The 18,603-nt window shown below is 70.3% G+C and carries 16 protein-coding genes; 11 read left to right on the top strand and 5 right to left on the bottom strand.

The features are described 5' to 3' along the window. Positions 1 to 158 precede the first annotated feature (158 nt). Together ACIRG5_RS01005 and ACIRG5_RS01000 are read left to right on the top strand one after the other, a co-directional pair. Positions 159 to 1,016: a hypothetical protein gene (locus tag ACIRG5_RS01005; RefSeq protein WP_402898211.1), complete on the top strand. Its 858-nt coding sequence runs from the start codon at positions 159 to 161 to the stop codon at positions 1,014 to 1,016. Positions 1,017 to 1,020: 4 nt separating this feature from the next. Beyond that, the gene (locus ACIRG5_RS01000) at positions 1,021 to 1,656 is read left to right on the top strand and encodes a TetR/AcrR family transcriptional regulator (protein WP_402898208.1); all 636 of its coding nucleotides are present in this window, start codon (positions 1,021 to 1,023) and stop codon (positions 1,654 to 1,656) included. A 279-nt stretch (positions 1,657 to 1,935) separates the two neighbouring features. On the opposite strand, the gene ACIRG5_RS00995 is transcribed toward ACIRG5_RS01000, so the two are convergent. Next, a complete protein-coding gene (locus ACIRG5_RS00995; protein ID WP_402898206.1) occupies positions 1,936 to 2,787 on the bottom strand; it encodes an alpha/beta hydrolase family protein in 852 nt (283 codons plus the stop codon). 188 nt (positions 2,788 to 2,975) lie between these two features. Between ACIRG5_RS00995 and ACIRG5_RS00990 the strand changes: the two genes are divergently transcribed. The 4 genes from ACIRG5_RS00990 to ACIRG5_RS00975 all read left to right on the top strand — a co-directional run bounded on the left by ACIRG5_RS00990 (position 2,976) and on the right by ACIRG5_RS00975 (position 8,161). Continuing rightward, complete coding sequence (locus ACIRG5_RS00990) at positions 2,976 to 5,345, top strand: LuxR C-terminal-related transcriptional regulator (protein WP_402898203.1); 2,370 nt, start codon at positions 2,976 to 2,978, stop codon at positions 5,343 to 5,345. 13 nt (positions 5,346 to 5,358) lie between these two features. Next, entirely contained in the window at positions 5,359 to 5,772 is a 414-nt protein-coding gene (locus tag ACIRG5_RS00985; protein ID WP_402898200.1) for an acyl-CoA thioesterase, read from the top strand. Continuing rightward, positions 5,769 to 6,869 carry a zinc-binding dehydrogenase gene (locus ACIRG5_RS00980; RefSeq protein WP_402898197.1) on the top strand — a complete coding sequence of 367 codons (1,101 nt, stop codon included), beginning with the start codon at positions 5,769 to 5,771 and terminating at the stop codon, positions 6,867 to 6,869. The genes ACIRG5_RS00985 and ACIRG5_RS00980 overlap by 4 nt, the downstream gene beginning before the upstream one ends. Positions 6,870 to 7,039: 170 nt before the next feature. Further along, positions 7,040 to 8,161: a S1 family peptidase gene (locus tag ACIRG5_RS00975; protein ID WP_402900822.1), complete on the top strand. Its 1,122-nt coding sequence runs from the start codon at positions 7,040 to 7,042 to the stop codon at positions 8,159 to 8,161. 50 nt (positions 8,162 to 8,211) lie between these two features. On the opposite strand, the gene ACIRG5_RS00970 is transcribed toward ACIRG5_RS00975, so the two are convergent. Beyond that, positions 8,212 to 9,573: an alpha-amylase family protein gene (locus ACIRG5_RS00970; protein WP_402898194.1), complete on the bottom strand. Its 1,362-nt coding sequence runs from the start codon at positions 9,571 to 9,573 to the stop codon at positions 8,212 to 8,214. A 91-nt stretch (positions 9,574 to 9,664) separates the two neighbouring features. Next, on the bottom strand, positions 9,665 to 11,089 hold the full coding sequence (locus ACIRG5_RS00965; protein WP_402898191.1) for an MFS transporter: 1,425 nt from the start codon (positions 11,087 to 11,089) through the stop codon (positions 9,665 to 9,667). Between the two features lie 52 nt (positions 11,090 to 11,141). Between ACIRG5_RS00965 and ACIRG5_RS00960 the strand changes: the two genes are divergently transcribed. Then, on the top strand, positions 11,142 to 11,831 hold the full coding sequence (locus ACIRG5_RS00960; protein ID WP_402898188.1) for a TetR/AcrR family transcriptional regulator: 690 nt from the start codon (positions 11,142 to 11,144) through the stop codon (positions 11,829 to 11,831). Here the strand turns inward: ACIRG5_RS00960 and ACIRG5_RS00955 are convergent. Continuing rightward, complete coding sequence (locus ACIRG5_RS00955) at positions 11,818 to 12,396, bottom strand: class I SAM-dependent methyltransferase (RefSeq protein ID WP_402898185.1); 579 nt, start codon at positions 12,394 to 12,396, stop codon at positions 11,818 to 11,820. The two genes, ACIRG5_RS00960 and ACIRG5_RS00955, sit on opposite strands and share 14 nt — an antisense overlap. Before the next feature lie 252 nt (positions 12,397 to 12,648). Here ACIRG5_RS00955 and ACIRG5_RS00950 point away from each other — a divergent pair, with 252 nt between their 5' ends. Next, positions 12,649 to 12,966, top strand: coding sequence for a metalloregulator ArsR/SmtB family transcription factor (locus tag ACIRG5_RS00950; protein WP_319974273.1), 318 nt, complete (start codon positions 12,649 to 12,651; stop codon positions 12,964 to 12,966). Further along, positions 12,959 to 13,582 (top strand): cation transporter, encoded by a 624-nt coding sequence (locus ACIRG5_RS00945; protein WP_402898182.1) that lies wholly within the window; start codon positions 12,959 to 12,961, stop codon positions 13,580 to 13,582. The genes ACIRG5_RS00950 and ACIRG5_RS00945 overlap by 8 nt, the downstream gene beginning before the upstream one ends. Here the strand turns inward: ACIRG5_RS00945 and ACIRG5_RS00940 are convergent. Next, positions 13,539 to 14,192 (bottom strand): methyltransferase domain-containing protein, encoded by a 654-nt coding sequence (locus ACIRG5_RS00940; protein WP_402898179.1) that lies wholly within the window; start codon positions 14,190 to 14,192, stop codon positions 13,539 to 13,541. The genes ACIRG5_RS00945 and ACIRG5_RS00940 overlap by 44 nt on opposite strands. A 43-nt stretch (positions 14,193 to 14,235) precedes the next feature. Here ACIRG5_RS00940 and ACIRG5_RS00935 point away from each other — a divergent pair, with 43 nt between their 5' ends. Both ACIRG5_RS00935 and ACIRG5_RS00930 read left to right on the top strand, forming a co-directional pair. After that, positions 14,236 to 15,393: a glycosyltransferase gene (locus tag ACIRG5_RS00935; RefSeq protein WP_402898176.1), complete on the top strand. Its 1,158-nt coding sequence runs from the start codon at positions 14,236 to 14,238 to the stop codon at positions 15,391 to 15,393. A gap of 24 nt (positions 15,394 to 15,417) precedes the next feature. Next, complete coding sequence (locus ACIRG5_RS00930; RefSeq protein WP_402898173.1) at positions 15,418 to 18,417, top strand: MGH1-like glycoside hydrolase domain-containing protein; 3,000 nt, start codon at positions 15,418 to 15,420, stop codon at positions 18,415 to 18,417. Positions 18,418 to 18,603: the final 186 nt, after the last annotated feature.

Raw genomic sequence — 18,603 nt, 5'->3', positions numbered from 1 at the left:
CGTTATCTGCATCGGAGTCTCCTTTCACTCGTTTTCCCCGTGGTTTCACGATGAGGCCTGAGGTGGCGCGCGTCATCCTCCTGTTCAGGAGGGTCCGAGGAGAGCGTTGCCGGTGGTCCGGGCCCTGTGCTGCAATGAGGTGATCTCCAGGGGGTCCTGTGCGCTTCAACGACGAAGTCGACTGGCCGGAAGTGTTCGGGGAGCACATTTCCCGTTCCAGCCTCGCCGATCCGCGCAATCCACGCCGGTCGGCCTACGTCACGACGATGGTGTTCCTCGAAGGCGGGCTCCAGGAGATCGACGACCAGTTGTCCGGCCGCAACTCGCGCAGTCGTGACGAACTCGCGGGCGCCCGGCTGACGCGGGAGATCGTGGTGCGCCGTGCCTCCCGGGTCGCCGCCGAACTGTCCGACGTCGCCCACGTCGGTGAGGGCGCGTTCCGCGATCGCTGGCCGGGGTCTGGAGGCATGGCGAACTTCTTCATGTGCCTCATCAAGTACACGTGCACGGCACCGCGCTGGAGCAACTTCCTCGACTACGGTCCGCGCCGCGCGCTGGCCGAACTGCCGAAGGTGCGCGACGGCAGGCTGGACCTCACCGACCTCATCGCGAAGATCGCCACCCACGACCTGCGGATGCGCGGCCGGCTGGCCAGGTACTGGCTGTTCCAGCTCTCGCTGACGATCGACGCCAAGTGGCAGTCCATTGCCACGAAGGCTTATCGGGAGATGCTGGACGCGTACTCCACGCGCTGGATCCCGGTGTACGAGGAGGGCCTGCGGCTGCTGGACGTGCGGTTCCGGCCGGGCGTCACGGCGCGGAAGCTCAGCCTCATGGTGTCCGCGCAGACGTCGGGTTTCGCGCAGCAGGTCGCCGGTGCCGGTGACGACACGGGGGAGAACCGGGATCTCTTCGTGGCGTCCGTGCAGGCGGTGATCTTCGCCGCGCTCGATCCCGGGGACGGGCACGGGATCGCCGAGGCGCTGCGCCGACGTCTGCGGGGGCCTCTACGGTGATGCCGTGGCCGACACCCGACAACGCCTGATCGACGGCGCGATCGAGACCATCCGCACGCACGGCCTGACCGGCACCACGGCGCGGAGCATCGCGGCCACCGCCGAGGTCAACCAGGCGCTGGTCTTCTACCACTTCGGCACCGTCCACGACCTGCTCCAGGCCGCGTGCCTCGCCGCCACACAGGCCAGGGTCGAACTGTTCGCCGAACGTCTCGAGCAGATCACCGACCTGCGACAGCTCCTCTCGCTCGGCCGCGCCCTGCACACCGAGGAGAGCGCCCAGGGCAACGTCATGGTGCTCGCCCAGTTGCTGGCGGGCGCCCAGACCGACCCCAAGCTCGCCGAGGCCACCGCGGCGTCGCTACAGCTGTGGATCATCCCGATCGAGCGCGCCCTGACCAGGTTGCTGACCGGCTCGCCGGTGTCCGAGTTGATCGACACGGCGGGTCTCGCCCGCGCGGTGAGCGCCGGCTTCATCGGTCTGGAGCTATACGAGGGCGTCGATCCGGACGGGGCCATGGCGGCTCTGGACGCGCTCGACCGGCTGGCCGTGCTCATCGAGGTGGTCGACGACCTCGGGCCGGTCGCCCTTCGCGCACTGCGCGGCAAACTCCGCAAGACGACCAGGAAGACGCGCTAATTAGCACCTGTTTCCTGCGGGAGGTCCGGACAGGTGCTCCAGGTCGGCTCGACGGTGGGTGACCGCATCAGGGTGATCGGCGAGTTCCGGGCGAGGGGCCCCGCCCAGGACAGCTACAACGGGAGCCTCCACCTGCCGGAAGGCCTGAAGATCCTCGGGACGCGCGGGCCGGTGGACGGTGAAGATCCAGGCCCTGGGCTTCGAACCCGTGGAGGTGAACGCTGGATCGGGTCGCGGCGCCCCGCGCTCGGGTTGGCGCCGCGACCCGTGTTCAGAGGATCAGGAGTGCGGGCACGTGTCCCGGTACTCCTCGATCAGCGTGCTGCGTCCCGGCGCCGGGCAGAGGAACTGCTCGTAGCGGGTGTCGTTGTCGATGAACCGCTTGAGCCACGAGATGCTGTACTTCGCGATCGTCGTGTTGGACGAGTTGGGTGCGAAGTGCGAGGCGTTGTTGAGTTCCAGGTACGCCTTGTCCAAAGTGGACGGCAGTGACGTGTAGAACGGTTCGGAGTGCGACGCGACCGGGGCGACCGAGTCGCTTTCGGCGCCGACGACCAGGGTCGGGACGCGGACGGTCGACCAGTTCTTCGTGGTGTGCCAGGCGGTCAGCGGGATCGCCGCTTGCAGGGCCGGGCGCTGGCTGGCCGCGCGCAGGGTTCCGCCACCGCCCATCGAGTGGCCCATGACGCCGAGGCGCGAGGAGTCGATCCGGGTGCGGACGGAACTCTGCTGGGTGAGGTAGTCGAGTGCCGCCAGGAGCTGGGACGCGCGGCTGTCGGGCTGGTCGTAGATCGTGTTCGTGTCGATCGTGAAGATCACGAAGCCCTGCGAGGCCAGGCGCGGGCCGAGCCACGAGATGCTCGACTGCGTGCCGGTGTAGCCGGGGGAGATGACCACGGCGCCGAACGTGCCGGCGGAGGTGCTGGTCGGGTAGTAGATCGTGCCGCCACCGAAGCCGCCCACCAGTGACGACACCGAGGTCTCCGACACGGCGAACGAGCCGCGTGTCGCCTCGATGCTCGAGTTGGTCGGCGCGGGGCCGCGTTCGAACGGGTTGTCCGCCGCTCGGGCTTCAGTGCCCGTGACGAGCACCAGGGAGAGTGCGATGGGAATCAGGGTGCGGAGTTGCACAGCGCTGTACACCTCATTCGGCAGGGAACAGGGGAGGAACGACCTCGACCCTGCTGCCCCGGCCGCCGGGTCCGCATCGGTGCAACCACCGGTCTCGACGAACAACTTCGGTGGCAAAACTAACGGTGGTAGGTGAATTTGGCGCCTACCTCTTCCGGAGGAGCCGCTACCGCCGTAAGACTGGTCCGATGCTGCGTGGCCGAGAGCGGCAGCGCGTCGCCGTGGACGCGTTGGTGGACCGTGCGCGCGTTGGGCGCGGCGGGGTGCTCGTGCTGCGCGGAGAAGCAGGTTCAGGCAAGACGGCGCTGCTCGACGCCGTGCGGCAGACCTACGACGCGTTGTTGTGCGTGGACGTCCGCGAACTCGACGACGACCTCGTTCAGCTCGCACGGGACGTCGTCGGTACGAGGGCCGCACTGCTCATTGCGACTGAGGGCGAGGCGTGCGGATTGCCCAGCGTCACGCTCGACCCGCTGGACCCGGCGACGAGCCTGCGGGTGCTGCACGACCTGGTGCCCGGCCTGCCCGCCACCCTCGCCGCGGACCTCGCCGACCTCGCCTGCGGGAACCCGCTGGCGCTGGTCGAGCTGGCGGGCTCGCTCACGTCCGCGCAGCTCGGAGGCATCGCACCGGCGCCGGAGATGCTGCCGGAGAACAGCTCACTGCGGCTGAGATGGCGAGCCCGGTTCGACGCTCTCTCGCCCCAGGCACAGCACGTCGTCGCGCTGGCTGTGGTGGACGAGGAGATCGACGCCGAGGCACTCGACCTGGACGCGGTGATCGAGGCTGGCCCGTTGGTCGACCCGCGCAGGCTGGTCCGATCCGCGCTCCAGGTGGACGTGCCGCTGCCGCTGCGGCGCAGAGCTCACGCCCAGCTCGCGGAGACCTTGCCGCCCGGTGCCCGGCGCACGTGGCACCAGGCGGTCACGACGCAGGACACCGGACTCGCCGACGTCCTCACCACCCACGCCGAGCACGCCCGCCTGTGTGGCGACTTCGCCACCGCCGCCCGCGACCACGACCGCGCGGCCCGGCTGACGACCGACCCCGAGAAGAAGGCGGACCGCCTGCTCAAGGCCGCCGCCGACCACTGGGCGCACGGAGCGCCGCACCGGTCGCGGGCCGTGCTGCGCACGGCGGTCCGGATGACCCACACCCCGGAACTCAGGGCGCTGATGGACCTGGTCGTCGGTGGCATCGACCTGGGTGAGAGCCTCCCGGACGTGGCGGCGGACCGTCTGGTGCGCGCCGCGAAAGGCCTGGTCAGCACCCGTCGCGCACTCGCGGTGGCCGCGCTGGGGTTCGCCGGTGAGGCAGCGAGCATCGCCGGGGACCACCGCCGCTACACCGCGGTCGCCGAGTTCGCGCGGGAGATCCGCCGCGACGACGAGGCACCCGGCACCCGGCTCACGCTCGACCACCTCACCGGCATGCTGGCGACGTTCGACGGACGGCACGACGAGGCGTTGCCCGCGCTGCGCACCGTCGTCGACCTCGCCGATCAGGTCCCCGGACCGCAGGCGCGGATCTGGGCGAGCCAGGCAGCCTACGTGCTCGGGGACGCCACCCGGTCGCACGAGATGGCCACCAGTGCGGTGACGGCGGCGCGGGAGAGCGGGTTCGTCGCGCTGGTGCCGTGGGCGCTGGTGTACCGGGCGTTGTCGGCGTTGCTGCTGGACCAGCACGCGGCGGCGCTGACGGCGGCCACCGAGGGCGTGCACGCGGCGACGGCGATCGGGCAGCACAACGCCGTGGTCGACCACCTGACGATCCTCGCGCTGCTGGCGGCGCTCCGAGGTGACGCGGACACGGCGCTGGACCGCATCGACATCGCCACCGAGCACATCACCCAGCGCGGACTCACCCGGCCCGGCACGTTCGGCGCGTGGGCGTTCGCCTGCGTCGACCTGGCCCGCGACCGGCCCGCCGACGCGCTGGACCGGTTGCGGCTGCAGCCAGGCCACGCCGGCATCAAGGTCATGGCCGCACCGCACGTGGTCGAGGCCGCTGTGGCGTGCGGCAAGCCGTCCACGGCGGACAAAGCGCTCCAGCCGTTCGAGAAGTGGGCCGGCGCGACGGGAAGCACGGCCCGCATGGCGCTCTCGCACCGCTGCCACGGCCTGCTGGAGACCGGAACGGCCGACGAGCACTTCGAGGAGGCCATCCGGCTGCACCGCGCCAGCGGCACCGCACTGGAACTCGCCAAGACCGAGCTGCTGTACGGGAACCGGTTGCGGCGCGGGCGCAAGCCCAAGGCGGCGCGCGAACATCTTCGCGACGCCGTGCGCATCTTCCAGTCCTACCAGGCTGATCACTGGGTCGAACGGGCCCGCGCCGAACTGCGCGCGGCCGGCGACTCCACGAGCGAGCCCAGAGACCACCCCGGCCTGACGCCGCAGCAGGCGCAGATCGCCAGGCTGGTCGCAGAGGGCGCCACGAACCGCGAGGTCGCCGCGCGGTTGTTCCTGAGCCACCGCACCGTCGAACACCACCTGCGCAACATCTTCGCGCGGCTCGGCGTGCGGTCGAGGGTCGAGCTCACCAGGAGACTCGATTGATCTTGGAGGTTGTGTGCGCGAGCAGTACCGGCACTGGCAGCGGATTCCGACCCGATGGGCGGACAACGACGTCTACGGCCACGTGAACAACGTCGTCCACTACGCGTTCATGGACACGGTGATCAACACGTGGCTCATCGGCGCCGGGCTGGACATCCAGGCCGGGCAGCAGATCGGGCTCTGCGTGGAGTCCCACTGCAACTACCGCGCCTCGGTGGCGTTCCCGGAGGCGCTGGACGCCGGGCTGCGCGTCGGGCACCTCGGCCGGTCGAGCGTGCGCTACGAGGTCGGGTTCTTCTTCGAGGGACGCGAGGACGTCGTGGCGGACGGCCACTTCGTGCACGTCTTCGTGGATCGGGCGACGCGCAAACCGGTGGAGATTCCCGCGCACCTGCGCACGGCGATGGAAGGTCTGGTGGTGGCGTGAAGACGCGAGGCGCGGTGCTGACCGGAGTCGGCGGGCCGCTCGAGATCGTGGAGCTCGAACTCGACCCGCCCGGTCCCGGTGAAGTGCTGGTGCGCGTGCACGCCACCGGGCTGTGCCACTCCGACCTGTCCGTGATCGACGGCTCGCGCATCCGGCCGCTGCCGATGGTGCTCGGCCACGAGGCGGCGGGCGAGGTCGTGGAGGCGGGTCCGAACGCCGAGTTCGCGCCGGGCGACCACGTCGTGCTGTCGTTCGTGCCCGCGTGCGGTGCGTGCCGCCGTTGCGCGTCGGGCCGTCAGGCGTTGTGCGAACCGGGAGCCGCGGCGAACCGCGACGGCACGCTGCTCAGCGGACAGCGGCGCTGGACGCTCCCGGACGGCACGCGTCCGCACCACCACCTGGGCGTGTCCGGGTTCGCCGAGTACACGGTGATCTCCGACAGGTCGGCCACCCGAGTGCCGGACGACCTGCCGTTCGACATCGCCGCCCTGTTCGGGTGCGCGGTGCTGACCGGTGCGGGAGCCGCGTTCTACAGCGCCGAGGTGAAACCGGGGGACCGGGTCGCGGTGTTCGGGCTCGGCGGCGTCGGCCTGGCGGCCGTGCTCGCGGCCGTGACGGCGGGTGCCACGCAGGTCATCGCGGTGGACGTGGTCGAGCACAAGCGCAAACTCGCCCTCACGCTCGGCGCGACGCACGAAGCCGCGGGCGGCCCGGACGTCGTCGCCCACGTGCGCGACCTGACCGGTGGTGGCGCGGACAAGGTCATCGACACGACCGGCGTCGCCGCGGTGCTCGAACAGGCCTACGCCGCCACGGCCGTCGGCGGCACCACGGTCACCGTCGGCCTGCCGCACCCTGACCGCACCGTGTCTCTGCCCGCGCTGAACCTGGTCGCCGAGGAACGCACGCTCAAAGGCAGCTACCTCGGCTCGTGCGTGCCGCGTCGGGACGTACCGCGGTTCGTCGACCTCTACCGCGCGGGACGGCTACCGGTCGACGGCCTGTTGTCCGGGCGGCTGGGGCTGGACGAGATCAACGACGGGTTCGCGAAGCTCGCCTCCGGGGAGGCCGTCCGGCAGGTCGTCGTCATGGAGTGACGCCCAATTCGGCCCATCCGGGCAGGAATCGGGCAGGACAGTTCCGGTGTCACCTGTTGACCACCGAGGTCTGCCTGCTGCACGGTGAGAGCGCTCTCATGTTCGTCGCCATTCGCAACGGGGCGGGTGGCGATCCCTGCACGGACAAGGAGAAGAGCATGCGCTTCACCATGCCCAGAATCGTGCCCGCGCTGGCACTCGTGCTGGTCGGGTCCACGTTCACCGTTCCGGCCCAGGCGTCGGAGAAGGAGATGTCACCCGGCCTGCTCACCGCGATGAGCTCGGCGTTCGGGCTGACCGAGAGCCAGGCGCGCCTGCGTCTGGAGAAGGAACAACGCGCGTCGGTCCTCGTCCCGCGCGCCGAAGGCGAGGCCGGTGCCGCACTCGCCGGCAGCTGGTTCGACGAGACGAAGAACCGCCTGGTCGTCGCGGTGACGGACCCCTCCGTCGCCCGCAAGGTCGAGGCCACCGGTGCCGAAGCCGTTGTCGTCGGCCGTTCGGCGAACTCGATGGCGGCCCACAAGAACCGCCTCGACGCCCTGTCCGCGACCGGCTCGGTGCCGTCCGCGGTCGCGAGCTGGCGTCCCGACGCGCGCACCGGCACCGTCGTGGTGAGCGTCGAGGCGGGCAAGCAGACCGCTGAGGTGGCCTCCTTCCTGGACAAGGCACGTCAGTTCGGCGCCATCACCGTGCGCACCGAGGGCGTCCAACAGCCGCAGACGTTCGCCGCGGGCACGGTCGGCGGCGACCCGTACTACACCGGCAACGTCCGCTGCTCCATCGGCTTCTCCGTGCACGGCGGCTACGTCACCGCGGGCCACTGCGGCGGCAACGGCGCGGCCGTCTACGGCTGGGACCGCTCCTACCAGGGCAACTTCGCCGGTTCGTCGTTCCCCGGCAACGACTACGCCTGGGTTCGCACCGGCGGTGGCTGGTGGACCGTGCCCGTCGTGCTCGGCTGGGGCACCGTGAGCGACGCGCTGGTGCGCGGCTCGTGGGAGGCGCCGGTCGGTACCTCCGTGTGCCGCTCCGGTTCGACGACGCACTGGCACTGCGGCGTGATCCAGGGCCGCAACGAGACCGTGAACTACCAGCAGGGCGCGGTCTACCAGATGGTCGGCACCTCGGTGTGCGCCGAGGGTGGTGACTCCGGTGGTTCGTTCATCACCGGTGACCAGGCCCAGGGCGTCACGTCCGGTGGCTACGGCAACTGCTCCAGCGGCGGCCGCACGTGGTTCCAGCCGATCAACGAGATCCTCAGCGTCTACGGCCTGAGGCTGCACACCGCCTGATGAGACTCCCGGCTGTCCACCACTTCGCGTGGTGGACAGCCGGTGATCTCCTAGCGTGCGTTGACGTGCAACGCGAGCGCGGTTCCCGCGCCGAGCGTCGTCGTGAACCTGCCTTGCGAGTCGACGGTCACGCGGACACAGCCGTTCTCCTGGACGTTGCAGTAACTCCCGGCGGGCAACGCGGTCTGGAACGTGCGGTTCACCGCGAAGGTCTCGCGGTTGATCGCGACGAAACCCTTGTTGCCGCGGCCGAACGCGATCATGTCGAACCCGTTGTCCTGCCAGTTGTTCACGTCGGTGCCTGCGACGGTGTTGCGGAACGCCACCATGTTCGCGACCTGCGTCCACGCGTGCTGGCACTTCCAGCCGCTGTAGCAGAGCGAGTTGCCGGGCGGGCCCGCGTCCTTGTCGGTGAACTCGTAGCCCGAATACACCTGCGGCGCACCGTAGTTCCACGCCAGCATGAAGACGTTCGCGAGCGTGTAGGTCGACCCGTCCTTGTACGTCAGCGTGGACCCGTTGCGTTCGGTGTCCCAGTTGTCGACGAACGGCCGTGCCTGCCCACTCGGCAGGAAGCCCCACGACTGCCCGAACGTCTTCAGGTAGGCCAGGTTCTCGTTCTGGAAGATCCGCTTGACGTCGTAGGCGTAGCGGAACTCGTCCACGTCACCGGAGCCCGTGTACTCGCCGGGCTGCACTGCCTCGCCCGCGCCGTAGATCACCTCGTGCACCCAGAACACGTTGGGGTTGCTCAGCTTCCCCTTGATCGCGGCGAGGTCCGCGGCCGCGATGTGCTTGGCCGCGTCGACGCGGAACCCGTCCACGCCCATACCGATCAACCGGTTCAGGTACGCGGCGATCGTCCCGCGCACGTAGTCGCTGCCGGTGTCCAGATCGGACAGGTTGACGAGCTCGCAGTTCTGGACGTTGTAACGGTCCTGGTAGTTGTTGATCGCCGAGCGGCACCCGTGGAAGTCCCAGTCGCTGTAGAAGCCGGGATAGTTGTACTTCGAATAGCCGGAACCGCCGGTGCCCGTGCCGGATCCGGCGCTCATGTGGTTGATCACCGCGTCCGCGATGACCTTCACACCCGCGTTGTGGCAGGTGCTGACCATGTTCCGGAACGCGGTCTCGTCGCCGAGCCTGCCCGCGATCCGGTAGCTGACGGGCTGGTAGCTGGTCCACCACTGCGGACCCTGGACGTGCTCGGTCGCGGGGGAGACCTCGACGTAGCCGTAGCCCTTGGGGCCGAGAACGTTCGTGCATTCCGTTGCCACGCGGGCGAACGGCCATTGGAACAGGGTGACGGTGACGTCCTTGGCGCCCGGTGGCGCCGCAAGACTTTGCACCGGTGTGGACAGTCCGACGATCAGCAGCACCGCTAGAAGGGTGCGCGAAGCCGAGGAAACCACGTTGTCTCCTTGCTGCAGGGTTCATTGAAGGTCGTAGCACCCGCAGGCACACCGGGCATAGCGCTGCAAGAACTTTCCGGAGTAATTCGGCCTAGTGCGCGCGACGCGCCCGGAGGTACGCCCAGCCGACGAGGGCACCGGCCATCGCGGTGAGTGCGAGGCCGCCGATCGTGACAGCGCTTTCGAACTGCGCGGTCTGCACGCTCGTCCAGCCCGGCTGTGCGATGCCGCCGGCGAACAGCACCGCCAGCACCGTGCCGCTGACGGCGACGCCCGCGGCCGAGGTGACCTGGGACGCGGTGTCGACGAGGGCGGCGCCGATCGAGGTCCGGTTCTCGGGCAGGCCCTTGAGGACGTTGACGCCCGCGACGGCGCCGACCACGCGGATGCCGATGGCGACCAGCACCAGGGCGACGGCGACCGGTGCGTAGCCGAGGCGGCCGAGCAGCGCGTAGACGGCCAGTCCGGCGACGACGCAGAGCGCGCCGAGCCACGCGGCCCGGTCGAGGCCCGCCCAGCGCACGAAGCGGTTGACCAGCGGGCCCGCAGCGATGAGGACGGCGACCTGCGGCAGCATGCCGGCGGCGGCGAGTGCGGGGGACCAGCCCCAGTCGAGCTGGAGTTGGAGCGTCACGAGGTAGGTGAGACCGGCCGCCGCCAGTCCGGTCGCGGCCTTGTACGCGAGGCCGCTGGCGACCAACGGGTGGGCGACGAGCTTGAGGTCCAGCAACGGATGGCTGGCCGTGCGCGCGCGAACCACGAACAGGACAGCGGTCACGACGGTCAGTGCTGTGGCGGCCCACGCCAGCCACGAGCCTTCTACGAAGAGCGTCGGCACCACCAGCGCGAGTGCGATGGTCGCGGTGCCGAGCAGGCCGCCGAGGTAGTCGGCGGGACCGCGGTGCAGGTCCGTGTCGGCCTGGATGCCGCGGCCGATGCCGATGAACGCGAGCACCGCGATCGGGACGTTGATCAGCAGCAACGCCTGCCAGGGCGCGACGGCGAGCAGGAAACCACCGAGCGGCGGGCCGATCGCCAGGCCGACGAGGCCCACGGTCGAGATGAGGGTCATCGCGCGGACGCGGAGGTCGTCGGCCTGGAACAGGCGGAACGCCAGCGCGATCGAGCCCGGCGTGGTCATGGCGGCGGCGATGCCCATCACTGAACGCACGGTGATAAGCCCGCTCACGGACGTGACGAACAGGGTCGCGAGGCTCGCCACCCCTAGAAGCGCCAGTCCGGCGAGCATCACGCGGCGGCGGCCGACGCGGTCCGCCACGGCGCCGAACACCAGCATCAGGCCGCCGAACACGACCGCGTAGGAGTTCGACACCCACTGCAGCGCGGTCGTCGAGGCGTGCAGGTCGCGGCCGATCGTGGGCAGGGCGACGGTGAGGATCGAGTTGTCGAGCATCTCGAACAGGAACACCGCGGAGAGCCCGGCGAGGGCGATCCACGCTTCCCGCAGGGATCGAGGTGAGCGCAGTCCGGGCTGCGTGAGATCGTAGGTAGTCACGAACACTGTTCTACTGACGAACACTGTTCGAGTCAACTGGTAGGCTGGTCACATGAACCGCAAGTCCCGCGAGGAGTGGGCGACCCAGATCGCCGAGCTGGAGCAGGAACCCGTCCCGGCGCGCAAGGAACCGATCACGGTCGGCCGCATCGTCACCACAGCGTTGACGCTGGTCGAGGCCGAGGGTTTCGACGCGCTGACCATGCGCCGCGTCGCCGCCGCGCTGCAGACCGGGCCCGCCTCGCTCTACGCGCACGTGCGCAACAAGGCCGACCTCGACGACCTGCTCATCGGGACGCTCAGCAGGAACGTGTCGGTGCCCGCTCCCGACGCGGAACGGTGGCGCGAGCAGGTCCTCGACGTCTGCGGTCAGCTGCGCGACCAGTTCCTGCGTTATCCCGGGATCGCGAGGGCCGCGTTGTCCGCCCCGCCCGCCAACCTCGACACGCTCCGGATCACCGAGGGCCTGCTCGGGATCTTCCTGGCCGGTGGCGTGTCACCGCGGTCAGCGGCCTGGGCGATCGACGCCGTGCTCCTGTACGTGAGCGGCTACACGTACGAGTCGTCGTTGCGCGGCGGGCAGCCGGACCGGGCCGAGATGCTCGCACGCCTGCGGATGCTGCCGGTGAGCCGCTTCCCGCACGTCGTCGAGCACGTGGACACGCTGAACTCCGGCGAGGGGCACGAGCGGTTCGAGTTCGCGCTCCGGCTGCTGCTCGACGGCCTGACTACCGCCGGCTGACCAGCAGGTAGCGCTCGTCGTCGATCGACCGTCCCCACAGGTCCTCGCTGGTCAGCGGGGTGACCACGGCCTCCGTGCGGACCCCGAGCACCAGCGAACGGGTCTGCGCGGCGGTCAGTCCGGCTCCGGTCGACCAGTGGCCCTCCACCAGCAGGAGAACGCCGTCCGGCTGGAGCAACGACACCCATTCCCGCAGCGCCGCCGCCGGATCCGGCAACGCCCACAGCACGTGCCGCGCCAGCACGACGTCGAACGACGCCTCGGGGTACGGCGGACGAGCCGCGTCGCCCGCGGTGAAGCTGGCGGACACGCCTGACGCCTTGGCTCGGGCGGCCTTGACCATCTCCTCGGACAGGTCCAGGCCGTGCACGTCGTGGCCCGCCTCGGCGAGCAGGACCGACAGGCTGCCGGTGCCGCAACCGAGATCCGCCACGGACGACTCCGCGGGGACGAACGGCAGGAGAAGGCGGGCCCAGGCGTCGCGCACCCGTGGGTCACGAAGTCCGTGGTCAGGCTCGTCGTCGAACGTCGCGGCGTGCTCGTCCCAGAACTCTCGCGTCGTCACGGACTCAGTTTTGCCTAAGCGACCATCAAGCCTTGCCCAAATGAGATGCGATCTCCGTCGTACGGTCCCTAACCTCGGTCCATGAGGCTTGTGCTCTGGCTCACACTCGCGTGCATCTGCGCGCTCAGTGGCGACCACGCGCTCGCGGCCGTCCTGGTGATGCTCCTCGTCGGCTGTGCGACCGACCGCGTCCGTCCCTGAACAACTATTCAGCGCTGGCTGTACTACAGCCAGCGCTGTACTGTTCCGCCCATGCTGACGTGTGAGACGCGGGAGGCGGCCCTCGCCCGGCTGGGCCGCGCACTGGCGGACCCGACCAGGTGTCGCATCCTGATCGCCCTGCTCGACGGCCCCGGCTATCCCGCGCAACTCGCCGAGAAGCTGGAGCTGACCAGGTCGAACGTCTCCAACCACCTCTCCTGCCTGCGCGGGTGCGGCCTGGTCGTCGCGACCTACCAGGGCCGGCAGGTGCGCTACGAACTCGCGGACCAGCACCTCAAGCGCGCGATCAGCGAACTCGTGGACGTCGTGCTGGCCGTCGAGCCCGGACCGGACTGCGTCGATGAGTGACACCTGCTGCGCACCCGCCGTGGACGAACGCAAGCTCGTGCTGCGCCGCCGGGTCCGGATGTTCGTCGCCGCCACGATCACCTACAACGTCGTCGAGGCGGTCATCGCGCTCGTGGCGGGCACGGTGGCGGGCTCGACGGCGCTGATCGGGTTCGGGCTGGACTCGATCATCGAGGTCGTGTCGGCGACCGCCGTGGCCTGGCAGTTCGCCGGGCGCGATCCCGAGAGCCGCGAACGGGCGGCGCTCAGGGTGATCGCGGTGTCGTTCTTCGCGCTGGCGGCGTACGTGACGGTCGAGTCCGCGCTGTCGTTGCTGCAGGGGGAACGGGCGGAGCACTCGGCGGTCGGCATCGTGCTGGCCGCGGTCTCGTTGCTGGTCATGCCCGGCCTGTCCTACGCTCAGCGCAGGGCCGGGCGCGAACTCGGGTCGGCGAGCGCGGTGGCGGACTCGAAGCAGACGCTGTTGTGCACCTACCTGTCGGCGGTGCTGCTGGTCGGACTCGTGGTCAACAGCCTGTTCGGCTGGTGGTGGGCCGACCCGCTGGCGGCGCTGGTGATCGCCGTCGTGGCGGTCAAAGAAGGCCGGGAGGCGTGGCGGGGCCACCACTGCTGCTGACCGGTTTGCGGGCGACGAGCCGTTCCACCACGCCGAGCTTGAAGCGCTGCCGTTGCTCGACGATCAGGCCGCGGGCCTCGACCAGGTGCAACGGACGGCGCAGGAAGTGTTCGCCCGCCATCGGCACCGTGATCCGTTCCACCAGCCACTGCACGCCTCGCGCGAGCCGGGACGTGCTGGCGACGTGGTCGAGCAGGATCAGCCGTCCACCCGGTCGCAGCACCCGCACCATCTCGGCCACCGCGGTCTCGTGGTCGGGGATCGCGCACAGGCCCAGCGTGCACACGACCGTGTCGAACGAGCCGTCGCCGAACGGCAGGGCGTGCGCGGTGCCCTGCCGCAACGTCACCTCCAGGCCCAGGTCAGCGGCACGGGTGCGGGCGAGGCCGAGCATCTGCTCGCTCAGGTCCAGGCCGGTCACCGTGGTGCCGGCGGGGTAGTGCGGCAGGTTGAGGCCGGTGCCGACGGCGACCTCCAGCACCTCACCGGAGGCCTGGGAGCAGGCCCACTGGCGCGAGTCGCCGAAGACCCGGCGGTCCAGAACACCGATCTCGGCGTCGTAGTTCGCCGACTTGCGATCCCAGTACGTCTGCCAGCGGGCCTGGTCCATGCCGTCCAGTCAACACCAGCGCGAACAGGGCAGGATCTGCCCCGTGCGAGTCGTCGTTGTCTCCGGGGGCGATCCCGGTCATGTGGTGCCGGCCATCGCGTTGTGCCTGCGGTTCACGGAGGCCGGGGACACCCCGATCCTGCTGACCGGCGACCGCTGGGTCGAGCCCGCCACCGCCGAGGGGATCACGGCGTCACGGGTCCCGGGCCTGTCGCTCGACGACCTGCGGGACGTGCCGGATCTCGGGCGCGCGTTGCACGATCAGGCCGCGGTGCTGGCGTCGGCACTCGCCCCGCAACTCGCTGAGCTGGAACCGGATCTGGTGGTCTGCGACGTTCTCGCCCTGGGCGCGAGCATGGCCGCGGAACTGCTCGGCGTGCCTTGGGTTCAACTGTCGCCGCACCCGCTCTACGAGCCGTCGAAGTGGCTGCCGCCGATGGGCAGCGGCCTGGCCGCCGGAACCGGTGTGCGCGGCAAGCTTCGGGACGCGCTGCTGCGGGCGATGACGGCCAGGTCGCTGCGTCAGGGTGAACGGCAGCGAGCCGTTGTGCGGCAACGGATCGGCCTCACCGCGAAGGAGCCCGGCCCGGCCGCGCGGTTGATCGCGACGCTGCCCGCGCTGGAGGTGCCGCGCCCGGACTGGCCGCGCGACGCCCACGTCGTCGGACCGCTGCTGTGGGAGGCGAGCCGGGCGACGCTGATCCCGCCGCCCGGTGCTGCCCCGCTCGTGATGGTGGCTCCGTCCACGGCCTGGACGGGGGCGGAGAGCATGGCCGAGATGACCCTGGAAGCGTTGCGGGACATGGATGTCCGGGCGGTGGTGTCCACGTTCGCCCCGGCTCCCGCCGGACTGCCGGAGTGGGTGCGGTCGGGGCCGGGCAAGCAGGACGAACTGCTGCGCCAGTCGTCGGTGCTGGTGTGCGGTGGCGGGCACGGAATGCTGGTCAAGGCGTTGCGGGCCGGAGTTCCCGTCGTGGTCGTGCCGGGTGGTGGCGACCAGTGGGAGATGGCCTGCCGGGTCGCGCGGCAGGGCAGTGGCGTGATCGTCCGGCCGTCCACCGTGGACGGGCTGCGGGACGCGGTGACGCGTGTGCTGGGCGACCCCGGGTTCGCGTCTGCGGCGGCTCTCGCGGCGGCGACGATCGCCGATGTTCGAGATCCTGTGGAGGTATGTCGGACTGCGTTGAGTCTTGCGCGTTGAGAGCGCTCCCACTTCAATGGGCCCATGCGCGTGTCAATGACGATGCTCGTGGTGGCGGCGTTATCGATCTCGACCCTGCCGGCGGTGGCGCAGCAAGACCGCGCTGTGGCGCCCGACCTGTACCCGGCCGTCGGCGCGGGGACGAACTTCCTCAACCACTCCGAACTGCTGGGGAACGTCCCGGAGCCGGCCTGGTACGAGGCCAACATCCCGTTCGTGGACCTTCCCGACCGGGAGATCCGCGACACCTACTACTACCGCTGGCGGACCTACCGCGAGGCGCTCAAGTACACCGGCCCGAAAGACGGCTGGATCATCTCGGAGTTCCTCGGCCCGGTCGGCTACTCGGCGCCGAACGGCGGAATCGTCGCCGCGGCGGGCCATCACGTGTACGAGGGCCGCTGGTTGCGTGATCACCGCTACCTGGACGACTACGTCGACTACTGGCTGCGCGGGTCGGGTGCCGGACCGAAGCCCGCGACCGACTTCCTGAACAAGAACACCACCGACTGGGCCCACCAGTACTCGTTCTGGGCCGCCGACGCCGTGGCCGCCCGTGCTGCGGTCGACGGCCGCTCCCAGTTCGCGACCGACCGGCTGCCCGAGCTGGTCCGGCAGTGGCAGCGCTGGTCGCCGCAGCTCGACCAGGATCTGGGCCTCTACTGGCAGACGCCGGTGTGGGACGCGATGGAGTACACGGCCAGCTCGTACCAGAGCCCCGATCCCTACCACGGCGGCGACGGCTTCCGGCCGACCCTCAACGCCTACCAGTACGGCGACGCACGGGCGATCGCGCAGCTGTTCAGGGCACGGGGTGACGCCGCGGGCGCGCGTCCGTTCGACCAGGCCGCCGACGCGTTGCGCGCGAACCAGGAGCGGTGGCTCTGGGACGACGCCGGCAAGTTCTACAAGCACGTCATGCGCGACAACAACCCCGGCCGCACGAAGCTCGCCGACCGCGAGGAGATCGGCTTCGTGCCGTGGTACTTCCACATGCCACCGGCCGCGAACAGCGCGGCGTGGGCGCAGCTGACCGATCCGCAGGGGTTCGCGTCTCCCTACGGCCCGACCACCGCCGAGCGCCGCAGCCCGTGGTTCATGCGCGACGCGCTGAACGGGTGCTGCCGCTGGAACGGCCCCAGCTGGCCGTTCGCCACCAGCCAGACCCTGACCGCGCTGGCGAACCTGCTGATCGACTACCCGAGCCAGCCGTACGTCGACCGCGACGACTACCTCGCGGTGCTGCGCGGTTATGCCCTGACGCAGCGCAAGAACGGCGAGCCCTACGTCGCGGAGGCGCACCACCCCGACGAGAACCGCTGGCTGTACGACGGCAAGGGGCACAGCGAGGACTACAACCACTCGACCTTCAACGACAACGTGCTCTCCGGGCTGCTCGGCATCCGGCCGCAGCTCGGCAACACGGTGTCGATCGCGCCGCTGGTCCCGGACTCCTGGAACCACTTCGCCGTCGAGAACGTGCCGTACCACGGCCACAACCTGACCGTGCTGTGGGACAGGGACGGCAGCCGCTACGGCAAGGGCGCAGGTCTGCGCGTCTGGGTCGACGGCAGGCTCACCCACACCCAGGCCGGTCTGGCAGCGGTGCGCCTGACCATCCCGGCGCGTACCTCGGCGGACGTTCCGGAGCTGGTCGACGACTTCGCGAACGTCAGCCAGACCGGGTTCCCCACCGCCCGCGCGTCCTACAGCTACAGCGCCGACCCGCCCACGAAGGCGATCGACGGCCAGGACTTCCACCTCGACGTGCCCGGCACGCGCTGGACCTCGTACGGCAGCCCGAACGCCGCGGACTGGCTGGAGGTCGACCTCGGGGCGCCGACCCAGATCTCCGACCTGCGCGTCGTGTTCTACGACGACGGCGGGGGAGTGCGGGTGCCGACGACGTTCGACCTGCAGTACTGGGACGGCCAATGGCGTGACTTACCGGGCCAGCTGAGAACTCCAGCGCAACCGGTCGCGCGTCAGGTGAACCGCGTCCTGGTGCAACCGGCGCTGACCACCAGCCGGGTGCGGATCCTGCCGCGCCGTGCCGATGGCGGAGCTGTGGGCATCACGTCGTTCTCGTCGTGGCGCTCGGCCGTCCGCGGTCTGCGCGCGTCGCTGCCGGATGATCTCGCCGTCCGTGCCGGCGGGGTCGAGACGACCACGACAGTGCAGGCGCAGCAACCGTTGCGCGGCGTCCGGGCATCTCTCGCCGTGCCTGCCGGGTGGAACGCTGTGCCGCTCAGTTCGGCTTACGCCGCGCAGCTCGCGCCGGGCCGAAGCCTCGTGACCCGGTGGCGGGTCACGGCACCTGCGGGCCTGCGGTTGGGAGAGCGTGCGCCGATTCGTTTGCTGGCAACGGCTTCCGGCTCGGGTGGCGTGACGTCCTCGTTGAGCTCGGCGCAGACCGTGTTCGATCCCGCCGACTACGGCACCGTCGTGTGGGACGACACGTTCGACTCCGGCGTGGCCTCCTACCGGGTGGACGGCCCGTTCGGCGAACCGCCGCCGACGTTGAAGGTCGCGGACGGCGTGCTGACCGCCTCAGCCGGTGGTCGCGCCGGTGCGGTACTGGCCGCGCCGGTGACCGGGGACGCCCGCGGGACCGCCGTCGTCGTCGAACCCAGGTCGTTCGCGGGCTCGGCTCCCGAGGACAGCCTGTTCCTCGGCCAGACCGCCGGCAACCGCGACTTCGCCCTGGCCTGGTTCAACAACGCGGGCAAGGCGTCGGGCGTCGACGTGACCGTGGACGGCGTCCGCCGGGGCGACGAGGCCACCGGCGGGTGCTGCGCGAGCCTGACCTGGGCACCGGGCGACCGGCTCGCGGTGGTGGTCGAGAACGGTCAGCTGACCAGCTGGCAGGAGCACGCGAGCCGGTGGACGCTGCTGCGGTCCGCCCCGATCGGGTCCGCCGTGGATCCCTCGGTGGTCGCGGGGTGGGCACCGGCTCTCGGCCTGCGGCTGGACGCGGGCGCGCTGACGATCGACCGCTTCACCGTGCGGGCCCGCTACCCGTAGTGTCCTGAGTCGGAAATCCGCTGTCTAATTCCCGGCTCGTCAATGCGGTACGCGGGGCCCCTACGTACTCTCATGCGGTACGTAGGGTCCCCGCGTGAACTTCGGGTACGGCGTGTCGGAGCGCGACACGCCGCCGAGAAGGAACCGCTTCTGTAGCGGATTTCCGGCGCCTGAGCAAGCCTCCAA

This window comes from Lentzea sp. NPDC102401 (assembly GCF_044765805.1).
In the GTDB taxonomy this organism is placed as follows: Bacteria; Actinomycetota; Actinomycetes; order Mycobacteriales; family Pseudonocardiaceae; genus Lentzea; species Lentzea sokolovensis.
This window is presented reverse-complemented; position numbering and strand designations above follow the sequence as displayed.

What these genes read in the sequence shown, in the direction of transcription:
- ACIRG5_RS00990 (WP_402898203.1), top strand. Translation starts at nt 2,976, where the DNA reads ATGCTGCGTGGCCGAGAGCGGCAGCGCGTCGCCGTGGACGCGTTGGTG.
- ACIRG5_RS00975 (WP_402900822.1), top strand. Translation starts at nt 7,040, where the DNA reads ATGCCCAGAATCGTGCCCGCGCTGGCACTCGTGCTGGTCGGGTCCACG.
- ACIRG5_RS00960 (WP_402898188.1), top strand. Translation starts at nt 11,142, where the DNA reads ATGAACCGCAAGTCCCGCGAGGAGTGGGCGACCCAGATCGCCGAGCTG.
- ACIRG5_RS00950 (WP_319974273.1), top strand. Translation starts at nt 12,649, where the DNA reads ATGCTGACGTGTGAGACGCGGGAGGCGGCCCTCGCCCGGCTGGGCCGC.
- ACIRG5_RS00945 (WP_402898182.1), top strand. Translation starts at nt 12,959, where the DNA reads ATGAGTGACACCTGCTGCGCACCCGCCGTGGACGAACGCAAGCTCGTG.
- ACIRG5_RS00940 (WP_402898179.1), bottom strand. Translation starts at nt 14,192, where the DNA reads ATGGACCAGGCCCGCTGGCAGACGTACTGGGATCGCAAGTCGGCGAAC.
- ACIRG5_RS00930 (WP_402898173.1), top strand. Translation starts at nt 15,418, where the DNA reads ATGCGCGTGTCAATGACGATGCTCGTGGTGGCGGCGTTATCGATCTCG.